Consider the following 19,170-nt stretch of genomic DNA (forward strand, 5'->3'; position numbering starts at 1 on the left):
TTGCTCCCCTGTGGCTGCTGCGGGGCCGTCGCCTGGCTTGGCGCGACGGCTTCACCAAGCGGGAGAATCGCTGGAACGGTTCTCCCGCGTTCCCAGATATTACGCTGGCGCCATCATATCGCGCAATTATTGCTCCCCTTGATGCGGTGGGGGTGCTGTCATGAGCGCCGTGATCCCGCACGGCACGGCGACGGGCTACAGCCGGTATCGGTGCCGCTGTGACCTGTGCCGCGAGGCAGAAGTCCAGCGCCAGCGCAACTGGCGCCAGCGCCACCGCGAGGGCAAGGTGCGGCATCAGGTCGATCACCCCAGCTGCGTGCCCGTCCGGGTGCGCGGCGTGGTCTATCCGTCGATGTCGATTGCGGCCAGCGCGCTAAAGATCGGCCCCTCGGCCATCTCGACCCTGCTGACGCGGCGCGGTGATGCTGACCTTGCCGGTCTGGGAAGCCAGGCGCCGCGCCGGAAGGTGCCGCCGGTCAACTGTCGCCGCTGCGTGATCCACGGGCGAGAGTTCCCGTCGATAGCCGCCGCGGCGCGGATCATCGGCGTCAACTATTCCCACCTCTTCCGGCAGCTTCAGGACGGGCTGTCGGATCGCTATTCTCAGTATCTGCTGTCGAAGATGATGCAGGCCGACGCCGCGCGGCAGGGCAGGGCGGCATGACGGGCGAGGTCGAGTTCTGGGCCTACCCGCTGCGCCATGGCGATCGGCTTCCCAATTTCGACTGGATGCCGCTTTATGGTGATCAGCTATATTCGTCGCGCTTTGTGGCCACGGCCATTCAGGCGAACCGCCGGCAGGACATCGGCACCGCCGTGCTGCTGTGGTGCGCGGCGATGAAGCAGAACCCCGCGGGTACGCTGCCCGACGATGATGTCGAGCTGGCGCGGCTGGCGGGGTTCGGCACGGATCTGGACGGATGGATCGAGGCGCGCGCCGGGCTGGCCCTCTATGGTTGGCGGCACGCGCATATCGACGACGCCCCTCTGGGTGCTGTGGCGCGGTTGGGCCACCCGATACTGGCGGAAATCGCCAAGGGGCAGTTCCGGCGCAAGCGTGGGAAGGAACGCAGCCGCGAGGTCGCCCAGATCGGGATGCAGAAGTCCAGGATCCGGACCAAGCTGCGCGAGATCAAGCATGCCAAGATGGCCGACAACGGCCAGGCGGTCGAGATGATCGCCGATTGGCTCCGGGACAACGACCTCTACATCACCGCCGACAACGTGCGGGTGGCGGTAGAGGAAATCATGGGCGCGCCTCGGGTCGTGACCATGGGCGGACGGGAGGTCTGATGGCCGTGTGATTGTCCTGCAGGTCGCTGATATGGCGCTGCAATCCACTGTTAGCCGCTGTTACGCATAACAGTTAGCAACAGTTAGGACTGCAGCGCCTTAACAGCCCCGCAACTGTTAGCTGCCCTACAGGACAATACACGGACATAGACAAGGACATGACACCTTAAGCGCACCCCGGCAAAGGGCGCGCCTGTGGATAAGTCGGAATTGCTGGTGAAAGGGGAATGAGCGTCATGTCGGGTGTGAACGCGGAAATGAGGGCAAGGGTCGAGATGCTGCTGATGCAGCCCCTTGCGGGGCTGGCGCGCAGGCGCGGCACCACGGCCGAGGCCCATGACAAGGCGCTGGCGCGGCTGCGGGACTGGCTGTCCTACATGTCCGACGACAACCTGCGGGCCATGGTCGACCTGATCGCGCGCCACGCGGTCAAGGGCGTCTGGCCCGAGGAGGGTCTGATCCGGTCCTGGGCGATGACGCTGCAATGCCCGCCGCCGCGCGACAGCGCCTATGCGCAGAGCCTGATCCGGTCGGCCATGGGGCGGCAGGCCATGGCCGAGGGCTGGGCGGTCGAGCTGTTCCAGGTCGCAAAGAAGCTCGGCCCCCCGCCGGGCAAGTACATCATCGCCAGGCTGCGGCAGGATGCCGACGCGAACCGGCACAAGCGGCGGGTGATCCGCGAGAACATCGAGGTCGGGCGCGCGACGCTGGCCGAAAAGGACTGGCTGGCGGCCTGGCATCAGGACCTGGCCGAGATCGAGGCGATCCAGGCGGCCGTGACGGAAGAAGGGACAGCAGCATGACGATCTATGACGGAACGATGGGGGCCGGTCGGCTGCAGCAGGAGCGCGAGAGGCTGGCGGCGATCCTTGCCCGCGCCACGCCGGCCGAGGGCTGCGGCCCCGCGATCCCCGTGGCGCCGGCCCGCGGGCCGTCCAAGGCGGTCACGCCCAACGTCCTGATGCCGGACCCCAAGACGCCGAGTGGTTACAAGATCGAGGCCACCGGCTGGCGGGGGTTCCGCGCGGCCAAGGCCATCGACATCTTCGACGTGCTGGAACAGCGCGAGGCGGCGCGGGCGCGCAAGGAGAACCGCGACCCGGTTTCGCCGTTCACGCGGCCACAGATCGACATCGCCCGCCGCTATCGCGACCTGGTCGAGCATCACGCCGCGGGCGGCATGAAATGCGCCAGCCTGGAGACGCGCGGCGGCGGCGGGGCAGGGGGCGGCGAGTTCATCGACGCCTACATCAGCGTGGGCCGGGAAATCCGCGCGTTGCAGGAGCGGATCGGCACCGGGGCCGCGATGGCGGTGCGGCGGGTGCGCCCGTCGGCGCGCGGCGGCATCACCGCCTCGATCATCCGGGACCGCGATCTGGTCGATGCGGTGTGTCTGGAAGGGAAGGCCTTCGATGTGGTTCTGGCGTCCTACGGATGGGGCGTATCGGGCAAGAACGTCGCTTTGCTCAAGGCCGCACTGGCATCGTGCCTGGACCGTATGCAAGGTCTTGGGAAGAAAACTTCCTTGACGGCTTAGATCAGGAGAAGGCATACATTTCACTATTATCCAGACGTGCGCCCGCAGGAACCAACCTCGCGGGCGCACGTCGTTTCAGGTGCTCGTCGGCTATCCGCAAGGGTGAGCTTCCAGCGCCAGCCGTTCGATCGGCAAGGGTGACCGACCCACCCGGCGCTGACCAACATTCAGGATGGTCGCCGTGCTGAAGATCACGATCGACGACGCCGACCTTCAGCGCAACCTGCGCCAGCTGGCGGACAAGGATGCGCGCATGGCTGCGGTCTGGGCGCTGAACGACACGGCGGCGGATGTGCTGGAGCATGTCCATGCGAACATGGACCGCGTCTTCGACCGGCCCACGCGCTTCACCAAGGGCGCCTTCAGGATCAAGCGCGCCCGCCCGCAGGATCTGGAGGCCGAGGTCGTCGAGCGCGACCGGCAGGGTCGCCGCCATTACCTCAAGGTGCAGGAGCTGGGCGGCCAGCGTCCGCAGACGGGCCTTGAGGCGCTGCTGTCGTCGCGGGTCGCCTATGCGGGCATCATCCAGTCGGTGACGCCGGCACCTGGAGCGCGGCTCGATGCCTATGGCAACTGGTCCATCGGCGAGCGCAACCAGGCGCTGTCGGCCATCCAGGCGCAGCGCGACCCGACGACGAACACCACGGTGGCATCGCGCAGGCGCAACCGCAGGCGGGCCGGGTTCTTCGTGCCGCGCGAGGGGTCGGGCCTCTCGCCCGGCATCTGGAAGCGGGCGCCCGACGGCACCATCAGCAAGGTGCTGCACTTCAGCGCGCTTGCGCCTGTCTATTCGCAGCGGCTAGGCTTTCAGGATGGCGCGGCCGAGGTCTATCAGGACCGGCTGCCCGGCCATCTGGCGCGCACGCTGGCGCGGATGGTCCAGCGCGTCGCCGATCGAGGCTGACCGACCCCCGGCGGGTCCTTCCTGGCAAGGAACCGCACGGGGGTAATTCGCACCCCGGTACATTCCTGATCGCGATCCCGGTCCGGGGTTGTGGTTTGGGTTGTTGTTGTTGTTCTTACAGGGAAACCCATGACCACCATCACGCTCGAGGATGGGAGCGTGCTGGATGTCGGGCGCCATCCGCTGCCGGATGGGGTCATCGACGACGGCACGCCCCTCAACCGGTCGCAGCTGGCGCGTGCCTTCGGCGTCTCGGAGAACACCGTCGCCAAGTGGATCGGCCTGGGCATGCCCGCGATCACCACGGGCGCCAACGGCGTGGCCTATGAGTTCCGCCTGGCGCATTGCTGGGCGTGGAAGCAGGATCGCGACGAACGCCACCGGGCGGCCAAGTCGCGGGGCGATCAGCTGGCCGCGCAGGCGGCGCTGGCCTTCCGCAACCTGGACGAGGACCAGGCCGAGGAAGAGGGCGAGCTGACCGCCGACGATCTGCGCAAGTGGTCCGAGGCCGAGTATCACCGCAACCGGGTGGCCGAGCAGCGCGGCGATCTCCTGCGCGCCGACCGCATGCGCGCGCTGATCGAGGACGTGTTCGTCACCTTCGGGGCCGAGATGGACACGCTGCCGGACTTCGCCGAGATGACCTTCGGGCTGTCGGCCGCCCAGGTGGCGCAGCTGGAGGAGCGCTGCGACCAGATGCGGGCCGAGGTCCGCCGCCAGATCGAGGCGCGGCTCGGTCGCCCCGGCGCCGTGGTCGCCCTGACCGGCCGCCAGTCGGAGCTGGATGTCTGATGGTCGAGATGATGGACCGGGGCCTCTCGGCCCTGACGCGGATCCCGCCGCTGCCGCCGTTCCTGACTCCGGAGGAGCTGGTCGCGGATGCGCTGCCGCTTCTGGACCCGCCGAGCCGGGTGACGGTCACGGACGCCGCCGAACGCGCGCTGCGGGTGCCGGTGGCGGGCAAGTGGTCGGCCTATGACCGCGCCGTCGCGCCCTACACGATCGAGCCGCAGGACATGTCGCAGTCGCGGCGTTTCAAGGCGGTCGTCTTCGTGGGCCCGTCGCAGAGCGGCAAGAGCCAGATGCTGCTGTCGGTCGCGGCCCACGCGATCACCTGCGCGCCAGGCCCGGTGCAGCTGATCCACATGACCAAGACCGATGCGGATGCCTGGGTCGAGGAGAAGCTGGACCCGGCCATCATGAACAGCCCGCTGCTCTTGGAGCGGCTCGGCCGGGCGCGCGACGACAGCACCTTCAGCCGCAAGCGGTTCAAGGGCATGCGCCTCGGCATCGGCTATCCGGTGCCGAACCAGCTGTCCTCGCGCTCGCAGCGGCTGGTGCTGCTGACCGATTACGACCACATGCCCCAGAGGCTGGGGCCGAAGGATGCGCCCGAGGCCTCGCCCTTCAGCATGGCGCTGGCGCGGATCCGGACCTTCCTGTCGCGCGGCTGCGTCATGGCGGAAAGCACCCCCGCCTTCCCGGTGGACGAGGCCAAGCAGCGCCCGGCCACGGGGCTGGACCCGCATCTGCTGCCGCCGACCACGGCGGGGATCGTCAACCTATACAACGAGGGCACGCGGGGGCGCTGGTATTGGGAGTGCCTGGACTGCGCGGAGCTCTTCGAGCCGACCTATGAGCGGCTGGACTACAACCGCGACCTGGACCCCGGCGAGGCCGCCGACAGCGCTGTGATGGTCTGCCCGCATTGCGGATCGGTCATCGCGCATCGCCAGAAGGCCGAGCTGAACCGCCGCGCCGCGGCGGGGCATGGCGGCTGGCTGCATGAGAGCCGGATCGTCGGCGAGGATGGCCGCCGGCAGCTCTGCCGGATCGACGACCCGCAGATCCGCAACGTCTCGACCGCCAGCTATGCACTGAACGGGGTCGTGGCGGCCTTCGCCTCCTGGCAGGGGCTGGTCGAGCGCTATGAGGCCGCGCGCCGGGTGCTGGAGGCCACGGGCGACGAGACCGACTTCGCGGGCGTCCATTACACCGAACTGGGCATCCCTTATCAGCGCCCGAAGGACGAGGACGAGAACGCCGTCACGGTCGAGAGCCTGACCGGCAACGCCATGAAGCTGCCGCGCGGGGTGGCCCCGCATTGGGCGCGGTTCATCACCGTGATGGTCGATGTGCAGGGCAACCGCTTCGAGGTCATGGCGATGGCCTGGGGCGCCGAGGGCGAGCGGGTCACGATCGACCGCTTCGCGATCCACCAGCCGCCCGAGGACGCGCCCCGCGCCAAGGGCGAGGATGGCCGGTATCGCGCCGTCGATCCGGGCCGTCATGCCGAGGACGCGGGCGTGCTGACCGAACTGGCGGCCAGGGTCTATCCCGTCGATGGCGCGGCGTGGGGGCTGAAGCCCGTGGGTGTCGTCATCGACTTCAACGGCCCCCCGGGCTGGGCCGACAATGCCGAGAAGTTCTGGCGGGCCCGCGCCCGCGAGGGTCTGGGCGGCCGGTTCTACCTGTCGATCGGGCGGCCCGGTCTGAACCAGCGCGATCGTGTCTGGCACGAGGCACCCGAACGGGCATCGAACGGCAAGAAGGCCCGCGGCATCAAGCTGCTGAACATGGCCGTCGACCGGCTGAAGGACAGCGTCGCGGCGGCGCTGGCGCGGATCGACACGGCGACGAACGCCCAGCACGTCCCCTCCTGGATGGAGGCCGAGCATGTGGCCGAGTTCCTGGCCGAACAGCGCGGCGACAAGGGCTGGTCGCTGAAGCCCGGCCAGACCCGCAACGAGAGCCTGGACCATTCGGTGCAGGGCCTGGCCCTGGCCGAGTTTCTGGGCCTCAACCGCGTCAACTGGGAGGCTCCGCCCGCCTGGTGCGTGCTGGGCCCCGACAATGCCAATGCCGTGCCGCTGGAGCGGCCGAACGATCCCGAGAGCGCGCGGGAGGTCCCCGCGCGGCCCAAACCCAAAACCATCGGCTATCTGAGGAGATGACATGGCCTATACCCAGGCAGATGCCGATCAGCTGCGCGCCAACATCGCCAAGGGGATCACCTCGGCCGAGGTGAACGGCGAGAAGGTCACCTTCCGGTCGCTGGCCGACATGCGCGCCACGCTGGCCATGATCGAGGCCGAGCTGGCCGGCGCGATCGGCGGCGCGGCACGCGTCAGCTATCCGCGCACCACGCGGGGGCTCTGATGAACTTCCTGGACCGGATGATCGGCTTCGTCGCGCCGCAGGCGGGGCTGGCCCGGGTGACGGCGCGCGCGCAGGCCGCGGTGGTCATGAACTATGACGCCGCCTCGCGCGGGCGGCGCACCTATGGCTGGAAGGCCCCGGCCACCTCGGCCGATGCCGCCGCGCACATGTCGCGCGAACGGCTGCGCCAGCTGTCCCGCGACATGATGCGCAACCGCGCCTATGCCGCGCGCGCCCGCGACGTGATCGTGGCCAATGTCGTCGGCGAGGGCATCCAGCCCTCGGTCCGCAGCGACGACGATGCCCACAAGGACAAGGTCAAGGACATGGTCCGCCGGCATCTGCTGTCCACCTCGCTGGACACGGGCGAGGAGTACGACCTGCTGGAGATGCAGCAGATCTGCATGGCGGCCGTGGTCACCGACGGCGAGGTGCTGATCCGCCGCCGCATGCGCAACACCCGCTATGGCCGGGGGCTGGCGCTGCCCTATCAGGTCGAGCTGCTGGAGGCGGATTATCTGGACATGACCGTCCAGTCCTACGGCCAGAACCTGGTGGTCGAGGGCGTGGAATACGGCCCGACCGGCGCGGTCGAGGCCTATCACCTCTACAACGAACATCCCGGCGCGGTGCGGCACCGCAATCCGCTGGCCTCGACCCGGGTGCATTGGTCGGACGTGATCCACCTGCGCCGCTTCGACCGGCCCGGCCAGACGCGGGGCGTGCCTTGGCTGGCCCCGGTGATGATGACCCTTGGGGAGCTGGCCGATTACCAGGAGGCGCAGATCCTCAAGCAGCGCATCTCGGCGCTGATGGCGATCGTGCTGAAGTATGCCACCGGCTCGACCCGGCCGGCCGATGCCGGATCGGGGCTCGAGGACCTGGCCCCCGGCGCGGTGGTCGAGCTGCCCGAGGGGGCCGAGCCCACCGTCGTGCAGCCGCCCTCGGTCGATGGCTATGACGAGTTCATGGGGCGCAGCCTGCGCACCGTCGCGGCGGGCCTAGGCATCACCTACGAATCGCTGACGGCCGATCTGCGCGGGGTGAACTTCTCCTCGGGTCGGATGGGCCGCAACGAGATGGACCGGCTGGTCCGCATGTGGCAGCGCGGCCTGATGGTGATGCAGTTCGGCACCGGCATGGAGCGCTGGTTCCGCGAGGGGCTGCGCCTGGCGGGCATGGGCGATCTGACCTTCACGCTGGACTGGACGCCGCCGCGCCGCATCCTGGTCGATCCGGTCAAGGAGATCCCGGCCATGATCGAGGAGGTCGATGCTGGGCTGAACAGCCGCCAGGGCGTCCAGCGCGAGCTGGGCCGCGATCCCGACCGCATCCGCGAGGAGCGCATCCAGGACGCCGAGGCCGACCGGGCGATGAGCGCCCCGCCGATCGCGCCCCGCAAGCCGACCGCACCGACACCCGCCGCCCCGGATCCCGAAGAGGAACCGGACGACCCCGAGACCCAGAAGGATGATGACGATGCGAACGGGCAGTGACCTGATCTTCAACGGCGAGCTGATCCTCAGCGGCACCGTGATCGACGACAGCCATGTGGGCTGGATGTGGGAGGAGGACGTGTTCTTCGCCCCCTCGCTGGTCCGCCAGGCGCTGGCGCAGATGGGCGAGGGTCGGATCACCGTCCGGATCAACTCGATCGGCGGGCATGTGAATGCGGGCGAGCAGATCCGCGCCATGCTGGCCGCCCATCCGGGCGGCTGCCGGATCATCGTCGAGGGCATCGCCGCCTCGGCCGCGTCCCTGATCCTGATGGCCGGGGCCGAGCGGGTGATGTCCGCCGGATCGCATATCATGATCCACGACCCCTCGGGCGCGATCTGGGGGAACGAGGACGATGCGCGCCGCCATGCCGACCAGCTGGCCCTGACCGCCAACACCTATGCCGCCGTCTATGCGGCCGCATCGGGCAAGACGCCCGACGAGGTCCGCCGCCTGATGAAGGCCGAGACCTGGTTCGGCCCGGAGGCCGCCATCGCCGAAGGCTTCGCCGATGCGATCGACGGTGCCGCCGCCGCGGCTGCGATCCCGGTGCCGACCGAGCTGTCGGGCGCCCGCCAGCACTACATGGCGGGCTGCGCCCGGCTGCGCGAGCGGCTGGCCTCCCCCACGCCCCCGGCACGGGCCGACCGGCCCGCGCCCCTTCCCACCGCCGCCGGCGGTCACCCCACCATGGAGAGCATCATGCCCCCGATCGACCCGACCCCGACCGCGGCCACCACCCCGGTCATCGACACCCCCGCGACCCCGGCGCCCGTCGCCGCGCCGGCACAGATGCAGGCCGCCCCGGCCGACATCCTGGCGCAGGAGCGGACCCGCACCCGCACCATCCGCGAGATGGCCGCGCCCTTCATCACCTCGGGCCGGCTGATGCAGGCCGATGTGGATGCGCTGATCGACAGCGGCGTGGCCGCCTCCGACGCAGGCACCCGCCTGATGGCCACCATGGCCGCCCATGAGGGCGTCTCGCGCAGCGCCCCCGCCCGCAGCAGCATGCAGCGCGACGAAGGCGAGACCCGCGCGGCCGGCATGATCGGCGCGCTGATGGGCGAGACCGAGGGCCCCGCCAGCCAGTTCCGCGGCATGCGTCTGCGCCATCTGGCCATGGAGCTGGCGGGATCGGGCCGGAGCTACAGCGACACCGACACCATCCGCCGCGGCATGCGCGCCACCACCATGATGGGCGGCGCCTACGGGGTCAGCGACTTCGCCTACATCACGACCGAGGTCATGAACCGCTCGCTGCAGCAGGCCTATCAGCGCCGGGCCGCGACCTGGACGCTGGTCACCGGCGCGGCCCTGACCGCGACCGACTTCCGCGAGCTGCATTCGGTCCGCTTCGGCGGCGACTTCAGCCTGAAGCCGGTGCTGGAGAACGGCGAGTATCAGTCCGCCGTCCTGGCCGACGAGGCCGAGGGCCTGAAGGTCGAGCGTCGCGGCCGCACGATCAAGCTGACCTTCGAGGCGGTGGTGAACGACGACATGGGCGCCTTCCAGCGCATCCCGACCGAGTTCGCCATGGCTGCCCGCACCATGGAGAACAGCATGGTCTGGTCGCTGATCCGTGCCAATGCCGCACTGAAGTCCGACGGCAAGGCGCTGTTCCATGCCGATCACGGCAACCTGGCCGGGACCGGCGCGGCGATCGCCCCGGCCGCCGTCGCGGCCGCCCGCAAGGCGATGTGGGAACAGCGCGCCTTCGGTACCACCGACAAGGACGACTTCCTGCAGATCGAGCCCGACCGCCTGATCGTGCCGCCTGCGCTGGAGCTGGTGGCGCTGCAGTTCGCGACCCTGACCACGCCCGCGACCGACGGCACGACCAACCCCTACAAGGCCAGCCTGACCCCGGCGGTGGTGCCGAACCTGGGTGCTGCGGCCGGCGGATCGGACACGGCCTGGTATCTGATCTCCTCGGACCTGCCGCCGATCGCCCACGCCTATCTGGAGGGCTATGCCGCGCCGACCGTGCAGACGATCGAGGGCATGAACCCCGATGCGGTGGTGATGAACGCCCGCCACATCTTCGGCGCCGCCGCGGTCGAGCATCGCGGGGCCTTCAAGAACCCCGGCGCGTAAGGCGCGAAGCGGCCCGCTAGCGGGCCGCTCTACTGGCCAATCACAATGGAGAATGACATGCTTTCGGAAAGTGAGATCGAAGCGCAGATCCGCGCTTCCGGCAAGACGGCGCCGCGGTTGACCCCCGATGACATCGATGCTGCCATCGTCAAGGACGACTATCACGTCTTCCCGGGAACCACACTCACCGTCTGCTGCCTGACGCTGCGGAATGGCTTCACCGTTACGGGCGAAAGCGCGTCCGCATCCCCCGAGAACTTCGACTGGCAGATCGGCCAGCGTATCGCCCGTGAGAATGCCCGCCAGAAAATCTGGGCTCTCGAAGGATACCTGCTGCGTGAGCGCCTGAGCCGCGCCTGATCCTGCCTGAACAAACCAGAAGCCTGACTGCGCCGCCCAAGGGCGGCGCTGGCCGTTCAACCCCCCTCGACAGGAGTGCGAGATGAAGAACTATGTCCAACCGGGTGAGCATCTCACCCTGACCATGGCCGCCGCCGTCGCCTCGGGCGCGGGCGTGCTGATCGGCGCGATCTTCGGCGTGACCCAGGGTGCGGCGGCCGCCAACCAGCAGGTGGTCGTCGTCCGGCGCGGTGTCTTCGACCTGCCCAAGCTGGCAGCCCAGGCCTGGACGGTCGGCCAGAAGGTCTACTGGAACGACGTCGACAAGGTCTGCACCACGGTGGCCAGCGGCAACACGCTGATCGGCGCCGCGGTCGAAGTCGCAGCCAACCCCTCGGCCACCGGCCGGGTGCTGCTGGACGGCATCATCCGCTGATGACCCGGATCTTCGACGGCATGTCGGGGATCCTGGCGGGGGTCTTCGGCGCGACGGTGCGGTACGCCCCCCAGTACGGGCCGCTGCGCGACGTCGCCTCGATCTTCCGCGAGACGCCCGTCGAGGTCGTGGGCGCGGATGGCCAGGCGGTGCTGATCGAGGCACCGACCTGGCGCGTCGCGCGGACCCTGGTCCCCGAGGTTCGGCGCGGCGACGTGATCCGCGTCGCGGATGGTCGCCTTTTCACCATCACCGCGATCCACACGGCAGGATCGCCCGCCGCCGATGCCTTTCTGCTCTGTGAGTTGCATCTGAGGCCCGAGTGACATGACCCATTACCGCACCGCCTTCCGGGACGCGGCCCGGGCTGCTCTGGCGGCAGACCCGCATTTCGCGGGGGTCACCATCCTGAAGGTCTGGCCGGGCAGCGTCGATGCCGCGACCCTGCCGGTCCTCGGCGTGCTGACCCCCCAGGAGCCCAGCCAGCGCGACGCGCAGAGGACCGTGACGCGCCGGACGCTGATGCAGATCGCGCTGCGCCGCGAGGGCGGCGAGGACATCGAGGACCGGCTCGACGAGGACAGCGCCCGCATCGAGGCGGTGATCCTGGCGGCGCTGCGGACCAGCGAGGTCCGCGCCGTGCTGGAGGAGACCAGCATCGTCAGCCACAGCCAGTCCCGCGCCTATGTCGGCACCCTGATCATGAGCTTCCGGCTGCAGAGCTGGCAGCCCGAACCCACCCTCATCTGAACCACCAGCCAGGAGATTGACCATGGCAGACGGAATGCTTGGCTACGGCTCGACGGTGCGTGTCACCCGCACCCCGAGCGGCGGAGGGGCGGGCACGCCCTTCGAACTGAAGCTCCTGGGCGACATCGACGCGCCCGACGAACAGGCCGACGAGGTGCAGGTCACCCATCAGAAGTCGCCCGGGCGGCGGCGCCAGTTCATCGCCGGGCTGATCGACAGCGGCGAGATCTCCTTCCCGATGAACTACATCCCCGGCTCGCCCACCGACGTGCTGCTGCGGGAGATCAAGGCCACCGGCGAGGAGGTCCTGATCGAGGTGACGCTCGGCGAGGGAGGCATCCCCGACACCTATTCGGGCTTCCTGAAGGGCTATGCCCGCAGCGCACCGATCGACGACAAGATGACGGCGACCGCGACCTTCCGCCTGTCCAGCTACATCATCCCGGATTGATCGCCATGGCACAGATCACCGGCGTCGTGACCGCCGTCCATGACGGAACGGAATACAGCCTGATCCTCGGCATGTCGGGCCTCGCCCGGCTGCAGGAGGAATACGGCAAGGACATGGCCCCCATCGTGGCCATGTTCGAGGAAGGCGAGATGCCCGACTTTGCGGTGCTGCTGCGGGTGACGGAGCTGGCGCTGCAGCGTCACCACCCCGAAGGGGGCCGCGAGCTGGCCGACGATCTGCTGACGGCGGACATCACGGTCCCCGTGCGCGTGATCAACGCCGCCTTCGAGGGCCTGCAGGCGCAGGGTGGCAAGGCTGGCAAGGGGACCGCCGGGGGAAACGGCGTAAGGGCCGGGGGAAAGGCGAAGGCCCGCAAGGGCTGAACATCCCCGGCCTCTACGAGGCCTGGCTGACGCTCGGCCTCGATCCCGACCGGTTCTGGCGCATCACGCCGGGCCTCTACATGATCGAGACCGCCGCCGCGCAGCGCCGCCTCGACCGCCAGGACGAGGCCGCGCTGACCGCCGCCTGGCTGAATGCCTGCCTGCAGCGCGCGAAGAAGATCCCGCCCCTGAAGAAGCTGCTGGCCCGGCCCGGCGACAAGACCGACATCGGCCTCTACCTGGCCGGGGTCAAGGCGGGCCTGCCCAAGGTCAGGCTCAGCGACTGGCAGGCCGCCCGCGCCCGCACCGATCCCCCCGAATGATGGAGAAGCCCCCATGTCGTCATCGCGCCTCGTCGGCCGCCTGCGGGTCATCATGGGCCTCGACGACGCCCGGTTCCGCAAGGGGCTGGACGATGCGGCGACCGGCATGCGCAGGCTGGGGCAGGACGTGCAGCGCATGGGCGCGGCGCTCTCGACCCGCGTCACCGCCCCCCTGGTCGCGGCCGGGGCGGCGGCGGGCGCGGCCTTCATGGCCAGCGCCAACAGCCTGGCCGACCTGCAGCGTCAGGCCGATCTGGCGGGCCTGTCGGTGCAGGACTTCAAGGAGGCTGCGCTGACGGTCGAGGATTACGGCATCCAGCAGGACAAGCTGGCCGACATCCTGAAGGACGTGAACGACCGCCTCGGCGACTTCCGGGCGACCGGCGCTGGTCCCATGGCCGACTTCTTCGAGACCATCGCCCCCAAGGTCGGCCTGACCATCGAGAGCTTCGAGGGGCTGACCTCGTCGCAGGCGCTGTCGAAGTACATCACTGCGCTGGAGGACGCCAATGTCAGCCAGGCCGAGATGACCTTCTACCTGGAGGCCATGGCCAGCGACGCGACCGCGCTGATCCCGGCCTTCCGCGACGGCGGCGCCGAGATCGCGGCCACCGCGCGCCGCGCCCGCGAGCTGGGCCTCGCGCTGGACGAGGACCTGATCCGGTCCGCGCGCGACACGCAGAAGGACTTCCGGATCGTCGCGGGCGTGCTGACCACGCAGTTCCAGCAGGCGCTGATCGGGCTGGCCCCGGCCATCTCGGAGCTGGTCACCGCGCTGATGCCGATGATGGAGGGGCTGATCGAGGGCGCGGGTCGGCTGGCCGCCTTCACGGCGCGCCTGGCCGAGACCAGCCCCGAGACGCTGAGCTGGGGCCTCGGCCTCACGGCGGCCGCCGCGGCGATCGGCCCGTTCCTCGCGGGCGTGGGGATGATGATCCAGGGGCTGGTCTCGGTCGGCGGCACGCTGGCGCGGGTCTCGGCGCTACTTCTGGCCAACCCGATCGGGCTGGCGGTCGCGGCGGTGGCCGGGGCGGCGGTGCTGATCTATCGCAACTGGGACGATGTGGGGCCGTGGTTCGGTCGGCTCTGGGACGGTGTGCGCAGGATCTTCGGAGGCTTCGGCGACTTCGTGGCCGGCATCTTCACCGGCGACCTGAGCCGCGCGGTCGACGGGCTGCGCACCGCTTGGTCGGGGCTGCGCGACTATTACCAGACGCTCTGGGATGGCATCGTCGGCGTCTTCTCCTGGGCCTGGGAGAACGGCATCAAGCCGGTCACCGACGCCCTCGGCCTGACGGATGCCATCCTGCGGGGCTGGAACGCGCTGAAGGCTGGGCTGGACACGGTCCTGACGGCGATCGGCAATGCCTTCGACGCCGTCTGGACGAAGATCCGGCCCGTGGTCGATGCCATGCGGTGGGTGAACGAGAACTGGAAGGGCATCTCGGGCATCGGTGGCGGCCGCGAGGGCACCATCGCGCCGCCGGACGCCGATGTCATGGCCCCGCCTGCGCCCACAGGAGAGATGCAGCAGGGCCTATCGGGAGGCACCGCCGGTATCCGGGTGCAGGAGACGGGACGGGATGTCGCGGCCGGCTATGTCGCGGGCGTCGCGGCGGGATCGGGCGCCGCCTATGATGCCGGCGTTCTTCTGGGCTCCGAGACGGAGGACGGGCTGCGCGACCAGACGGAGACCCGCTCGCCATCCCAGCTCATGCGACGCATCGGGGGCTATCTGGTCGACGGTCTCCGCCTCGGCGTCGCCGAGGAAGGTCCTCGCGCGGAACAGGACATGGCCGATCTGGGCACGCGCATGACCGATGCCTTCACCATTGGCCGCAACGCGCTCGGCGATTTCTTCGGTTCGATCCTCGAGGGGTCGGAGTCCGCCAAGCAGGCGGTGCTGAGCCTGATCAAGCAGATCGCGCAGGTCCAGTTCATCAACGGCGCCCTTGGCCTGCCGGGGATGGGCGCCGTTGCCTCCGGGCTTGGAAGCCTTCTGGTTCCCTCCTTCGCCCGCGGCACGCCTTTTTCTCCGGCGGGGCTGGCGCGGCTGAACGAACGCGGCGGCGAGATCCTCGATCTGCCCGGCGGCACGCGGGTCATCCCGCACGACATCTCCAAGCGCATGGCTGCCCAGTCCGGTGATGGCCAGACGGTGATCCGGCTGCAGCTGTCCGACGACATCGACGCCCGGATCATGGAGGGCGCGGGGCGCGCCGCGGATGTGCGGATCGAGCGGTTCTCGCAGAACGAGCTGCCGGGGCGCGTCTCGAACATCAGCCAATACGAACGGGAGCGGATGTGATGGCCGTGATCGAATGGCCGGCCGAGCAGTTCCGCCTGTCCATGAGCCGCTACTTCATCGATTGGACCAGCCGCAGCGCGGGGATGGGCCTCTCGGGGCACGAGCAGATCATCGACAGCGGCACCGGCCGGTGGCGGCTGACCTTCGCGCTGATCGTGGATCCCGATGCCGACCGCCTGCGCCGCTTCGAGGCGCTGGTCTCGGAGATGCGCGGGCGGCTGAACACGGCGCTGATCCCGCTCTACGACGCCTATGCCTATGACCGGACCGTATCGCCCCTGCAGATCCCGCACAGCGACGGGACGTGGCACACCGACGGCACCGGCGCGATGACCGGCGAGGGCCAGCAGCCGATGCGCACGGTCGGAGCGGCCGCCGCCGGCGCCTCGCAGCTGACCGTCGGGCTGACCGATCCGACCCGCCCCGCCTTCCGCGTGGGCGATCTCTTCACGGTGAACGGGTTCCTCTACCGCGTGGTGCGCCGCAATGCCGGGGGCTGGGTCAAGATCGAGCCGCCGCTGCGCGAGGCGATCCCCGACAACACGCTGCTGGAGACCGATCCGATCATGGTCCGCGTCAAGTTCGCCACCGACCGGGAGGGCGAGCGCGCCCGCGACCTGCTGTCCTGGGGCGAGCCGGTCACGCTGAGCTTCGTCGAGGATTTCGACCGATGAGCTTCACGACCGCGCAGATCGCCTTCCTCGACGCCAACCGCGACCGGATCGAGGCCCGGCGGACCTTCGAGGTGGGCTTCGCCTCGGGCACCGTGCGGATGATCGAGGGCAGCACGCCCTGGTCGGACGGCACGCGGACCTGGCTGGCGGCGCACGGGGTGATCCAGGCCTCGGGCATCCGCGCCTCGGGGGTCATGGACGCGCACCCGGCGCAGTACCGCTTCGGCATGGTCAGCGCCGAGCTGTCCCTGGCCCACATGACCGACGAGGCCGAATGGCGCGACGCGGTGATCCATCAGCGCCTGGTGCTGTTCATCGACGGCGAGGCTGTCGGCCCCGCGATCCACATCCACCGGGGCCGGATCTCGGACATCCGCCGGATCGAGACCGCCGACGCCGACTATTTCAGCATCACGGCCGAGGGGCCGTTTCAGGACCGCAACGCCACGCTCCTGGGCCGCTACACCGACCGCGACCAGCGCATGCGTTCGGGCGGGGACAGGGGCTGCGAATACACCGCGCAATACGAGATCAGCGGGGCCGAGTTCACCGGATGGCTGACGCAGTAGACCGCTACCTGACGGCGGGCGCCGCGCTGCCGTGGGTCTGGGGCGTCAGCGACTGCACGATCTGGGTCGCCGACTGGTGCGTCCTGCAGTTCCGCCACGACCCGGCCGCGGCCTTTCGGGGGATGTACGACGACGAGGCCGGGGCCGAGCGGCTGATCGCGGCGGGGCTCAGCCACGCCATCGCGCCCTGGATGCCGCCCCTGCGCGTCACCGACGCGCCCCGGCGCGGCGACGTGGGCATCATCGACATCCGCGGCCGCGAGGTCGCGGCCATCTGGACCGGGCGCCGATGGGCGTTCCGCACCCCGCGGGGCCTGGGCGAATGTCCCACGCGCGCGATTGTTTCATGGGGTAGATAATGCCGCAGGCGATACCGGTCATCCTGGCCTTCGCGAAGACCGCCGTGGGCAAGTTCCTGATCGGCACCGCCATCAACCTCGGCGTCAGCGCGCTCAGCGCCAAGCTGAACCAGCCCAAGGGGCCGAAGCCGCGCGACCTGCAGACGCAGATCCGCGCGGGCGCCGCCGACCGGGTGCAGCATTTCGGGCGGGTCCGGGTGGGCGGCGTGCTCATGTTCGCGGACTTCTACCGGGGTGACCCCCGGATCGACATCAGCGACGGCATCTTCAGCCCCACATACAGCAGCGGCAACATCGCCTGCGTGCTGCTGGCGGTCTCCACCGGCGGCATCACCGGGGTCGACCAATGGTATCTGGACGGCAAGCCCGTGGGGGTGGATGCCGAGGGCTGGGTGCAGACCGCGCCCTGGAGGAACCGCGTCCGGCTGCGCGTGCGCACGGGGCGCGGCGCGGAGGCCGAGGGCGGAGCCTGGGACACGCTGCGCGCCATGTTCCCGATGCGCTGGACCGCCGCGCACCGGCTGGACGGCGTGGCGACCGTCCTGGGCGAGTTCAAGGCCGTCCCGCCCGAGGACGTGAACGACGTCTATCCCGGCGGCCGCCCGCCCGAGATCACCGCCGTGATCCGCGGCACGCCCTGCTTCGAGCCCGCGACCGGGGCCGAGAGCTTCACCGTCAACCCGATCCGGCACCTGCTGCACTATCTCAGCGACGCCGGATCGGGGACCGTGCCGCTGGCCGAGTTCGACCTCGCCTCCTGGTTGACCGCCATCGGCGACTGCACCGACGATCTGCCCACCGTGGGCGGCACGCGGCCCCGCTATGCCGGGGGCGGCAGCCATCAGCTGGCCGAGCCGCAGAAGGACGTGGCCGGGCGCATCCTGGAGGGGGTGGGTGGCGCCCTGCACCTGACCCAGGCCGGGCTGGTCGGCGTCCGCGTCGCCAAGTGGCGCGCGCCCACCATCGTCATCGACGACAGCAAGATCGTCAGCCTCGACTGCGGGCCCGGCCGGTCCAAGCTGGACCGCGTCACCACGCTGGTCCCGGAATATGTCGAGCCGTCGCTCGACTATACCGAGACCACGGCCGATCCGTGGGAGGACGCCCGCGCCATCGCCCGCTTCGGCGAGCCGAAGCCGCGCGAGCTGTCGCTCCTGACCGTCCAGCATCACGGTCAGGCCCGCGCCCTGACCAAGATCGCCGCCGCGCGCGAGAACCCGCGGGTGACCGCCGCCGTCTCGCTGCGCTTCTGGGGCCTGCGCCTTCTGGGCGTGGAGCGGGTGATCCTGCATCGCCCCGACCGGGGTCTGGACATGGTGCCGATGCGGATCGTGGCCCTGTCGCTGGACCTGAACGCGGGCGACGGGGTGGTGAAGGTCGAGCTGGAGAGCGACGAGGCCGCGGCCTATGCCTGGACGGCGGCCCAGGAGGGCGGCAAGCCGGCCGCACCGGCGCTGTCCGTCAACGGCCGCGCGCCGATCTTGGCCCCGGTGATCACCGGCGTCGCCGTCGAGACGGATGCGGGCGCGCCGCCGGCCTACATCTCCGGGACGGTGGCGCCGATCGCGGGCTATCTGGCCGTGGTGCAGTTCCGCCGATCCGGGGGCGAATGGGTCTCGCTGACCGTGAACCAGGGCACCGGCTACTTCCGGACGCCGGGCCTCGCGGATGGTGCGACCTACGACATCCGCGCGGCGCGCATCCTGGGCGGCATCAACGCGGCCGCCGTCGCCTTCGGCCTGTTCGGCCCCGGCGATCCGACCAAGTTCTCGCCCTGGACGACGCTGCCGGGGATCGTGGTCATCGCCAACGGCACGCCCCCCGCCCAGCCCGAGCTGGTCGAGGCGACGCGCTCGGGCGACACGATCACCATCGCCTTCCGCCCGGACCTGGGCGCGAACTACGCCCAGACCGGCATCTGGCGCGGCGCGCCCTTCGCGGATGCGACCTTCGTCAGGTGGGTCCGCGACCAGTCCAGCACCGTCACGGTGCGCCTGACCGGCGCGCCCGCGCCCACGACCTACTGGCTGCGCTCGGGCAACGGCTCGGGCGTCACCGCGGACCCCCTGAACATCGGCACCCTCTGAGGAT

The 19,170-nt window shown here is 69.9% G+C and carries 22 protein-coding genes; all 22 read left to right on the plus strand.

The window, feature by feature from the left end; translation table 11 throughout:
* Positions 1 to 160 precede the first annotated feature (160 nt).
* The 22 genes from AACG61_RS06740 to AACG61_RS06845 all read left to right on the plus strand — a co-directional run bounded on the left by AACG61_RS06740 (position 161) and on the right by AACG61_RS06845 (position 19,166).
* A complete protein-coding gene (locus tag AACG61_RS06740) occupies positions 161 to 664 on the plus strand; it encodes a hypothetical protein (protein ID WP_411839231.1) in 504 nt (167 codons plus the stop codon).
* Positions 661 to 1,293, plus strand: coding sequence for a DUF1376 domain-containing protein (locus AACG61_RS06745; RefSeq protein ID WP_411839232.1), 633 nt, complete (start codon positions 661 to 663; stop codon positions 1,291 to 1,293). Before AACG61_RS06740 ends, AACG61_RS06745 begins: the two co-directional genes overlap by 4 nt.
* Before the next feature lie 227 nt (positions 1,294 to 1,520).
* Positions 1,521 to 2,096, plus strand: a complete 576-nt coding sequence (locus AACG61_RS06750; protein WP_411839233.1) for a hypothetical protein — start codon at positions 1,521 to 1,523, stop codon at positions 2,094 to 2,096.
* Entirely contained in the window at positions 2,093 to 2,830 is a 738-nt protein-coding gene (locus AACG61_RS06755) for a hypothetical protein (RefSeq protein ID WP_411839234.1), read from the plus strand. Before AACG61_RS06750 ends, AACG61_RS06755 begins: the two co-directional genes overlap by 4 nt.
* 181 nt (positions 2,831 to 3,011) lie before the next feature.
* Positions 3,012 to 3,734 (plus strand): hypothetical protein, encoded by a 723-nt coding sequence (locus AACG61_RS06760; RefSeq protein WP_411839235.1) that lies wholly within the window; start codon positions 3,012 to 3,014, stop codon positions 3,732 to 3,734.
* A 129-nt stretch (positions 3,735 to 3,863) separates the two neighbouring features.
* Positions 3,864 to 4,526, plus strand: a complete 663-nt coding sequence (locus AACG61_RS06765; protein ID WP_411839236.1) for a hypothetical protein — start codon at positions 3,864 to 3,866, stop codon at positions 4,524 to 4,526.
* Entirely contained in the window at positions 4,526 to 6,688 is a 2,163-nt protein-coding gene (locus AACG61_RS06770) for a terminase gpA endonuclease subunit (RefSeq protein ID WP_411839237.1), read from the plus strand. Before AACG61_RS06765 ends, AACG61_RS06770 begins: the two co-directional genes overlap by 1 nt.
* Position 6,689: 1 nt before the next feature.
* Complete coding sequence (locus AACG61_RS06775; RefSeq protein ID WP_411839238.1) at positions 6,690 to 6,893, plus strand: phage head-tail joining protein; 204 nt, start codon at positions 6,690 to 6,692, stop codon at positions 6,891 to 6,893.
* Positions 6,893 to 8,389 carry a phage portal protein gene (locus tag AACG61_RS06780; RefSeq protein ID WP_411839239.1) on the plus strand — a complete coding sequence of 499 codons (1,497 nt, stop codon included), beginning with the start codon at positions 6,893 to 6,895 and terminating at the stop codon, positions 8,387 to 8,389. Before AACG61_RS06775 ends, AACG61_RS06780 begins: the two co-directional genes overlap by 1 nt.
* Positions 8,373 to 10,487: a head maturation protease, ClpP-related gene (locus AACG61_RS06785; RefSeq protein ID WP_411839240.1), complete on the plus strand. Its 2,115-nt coding sequence runs from the start codon at positions 8,373 to 8,375 to the stop codon at positions 10,485 to 10,487. The genes AACG61_RS06780 and AACG61_RS06785 overlap by 17 nt, the downstream gene beginning before the upstream one ends.
* Positions 10,488 to 10,544: 57 nt before the next feature.
* On the plus strand, positions 10,545 to 10,847 hold the full coding sequence (locus tag AACG61_RS06790; RefSeq protein WP_411839241.1) for a Gp49 family protein: 303 nt from the start codon (positions 10,545 to 10,547) through the stop codon (positions 10,845 to 10,847).
* Positions 10,848 to 10,929: 82 nt separating this feature from the next.
* On the plus strand, positions 10,930 to 11,262 hold the full coding sequence (locus tag AACG61_RS06795; protein WP_411839242.1) for a DUF2190 family protein: 333 nt from the start codon (positions 10,930 to 10,932) through the stop codon (positions 11,260 to 11,262).
* Positions 11,262 to 11,588, plus strand: a complete 327-nt coding sequence (locus AACG61_RS06800; RefSeq protein WP_411839243.1) for a hypothetical protein — start codon at positions 11,262 to 11,264, stop codon at positions 11,586 to 11,588. Before AACG61_RS06795 ends, AACG61_RS06800 begins: the two co-directional genes overlap by 1 nt.
* Before the next feature lies 1 nt (position 11,589).
* Complete coding sequence (locus tag AACG61_RS06805) at positions 11,590 to 12,012, plus strand: hypothetical protein (protein WP_411839244.1); 423 nt, start codon at positions 11,590 to 11,592, stop codon at positions 12,010 to 12,012.
* Between the two features lie 22 nt (positions 12,013 to 12,034).
* Positions 12,035 to 12,463, plus strand: coding sequence for a phage tail tube protein (locus AACG61_RS06810; protein WP_411839245.1), 429 nt, complete (start codon positions 12,035 to 12,037; stop codon positions 12,461 to 12,463).
* Positions 12,464 to 12,468: 5 nt separating this feature from the next.
* A complete protein-coding gene (locus tag AACG61_RS06815) occupies positions 12,469 to 12,846 on the plus strand; it encodes a hypothetical protein (protein ID WP_411839246.1) in 378 nt (125 codons plus the stop codon).
* A gap of 80 nt (positions 12,847 to 12,926) precedes the next feature.
* Positions 12,927 to 13,169 (plus strand): hypothetical protein, encoded by a 243-nt coding sequence (locus tag AACG61_RS06820; RefSeq protein WP_411839247.1) that lies wholly within the window; start codon positions 12,927 to 12,929, stop codon positions 13,167 to 13,169.
* 13 nt (positions 13,170 to 13,182) lie between these two features.
* Positions 13,183 to 15,477, plus strand: coding sequence for a hypothetical protein (locus tag AACG61_RS06825; protein WP_411839248.1), 2,295 nt, complete (start codon positions 13,183 to 13,185; stop codon positions 15,475 to 15,477).
* A complete protein-coding gene (locus AACG61_RS06830) occupies positions 15,477 to 16,151 on the plus strand; it encodes a hypothetical protein (RefSeq protein WP_411839249.1) in 675 nt (224 codons plus the stop codon). The genes AACG61_RS06825 and AACG61_RS06830 overlap by 1 nt, the downstream gene beginning before the upstream one ends.
* Positions 16,148 to 16,720, plus strand: coding sequence for a hypothetical protein (locus tag AACG61_RS06835; protein ID WP_411839250.1), 573 nt, complete (start codon positions 16,148 to 16,150; stop codon positions 16,718 to 16,720). The genes AACG61_RS06830 and AACG61_RS06835 overlap by 4 nt, the downstream gene beginning before the upstream one ends.
* Positions 16,705 to 17,079 carry a DUF6950 family protein gene (locus AACG61_RS06840; RefSeq protein ID WP_411839251.1) on the plus strand — a complete coding sequence of 125 codons (375 nt, stop codon included), beginning with the start codon at positions 16,705 to 16,707 and terminating at the stop codon, positions 17,077 to 17,079. Before AACG61_RS06835 ends, AACG61_RS06840 begins: the two co-directional genes overlap by 16 nt.
* Entirely contained in the window at positions 17,079 to 19,166 is a 2,088-nt protein-coding gene (locus AACG61_RS06845) for a hypothetical protein (RefSeq protein ID WP_411839252.1), read from the plus strand. Before AACG61_RS06840 ends, AACG61_RS06845 begins: the two co-directional genes overlap by 1 nt.
* Positions 19,167 to 19,170 lie beyond the last annotated feature (4 nt).

Source organism: Paracoccus sp. ME4 (genome assembly GCF_046736325.1).
Lineage (GTDB): Bacteria > Pseudomonadota > Alphaproteobacteria > Rhodobacterales > Rhodobacteraceae > Paracoccus.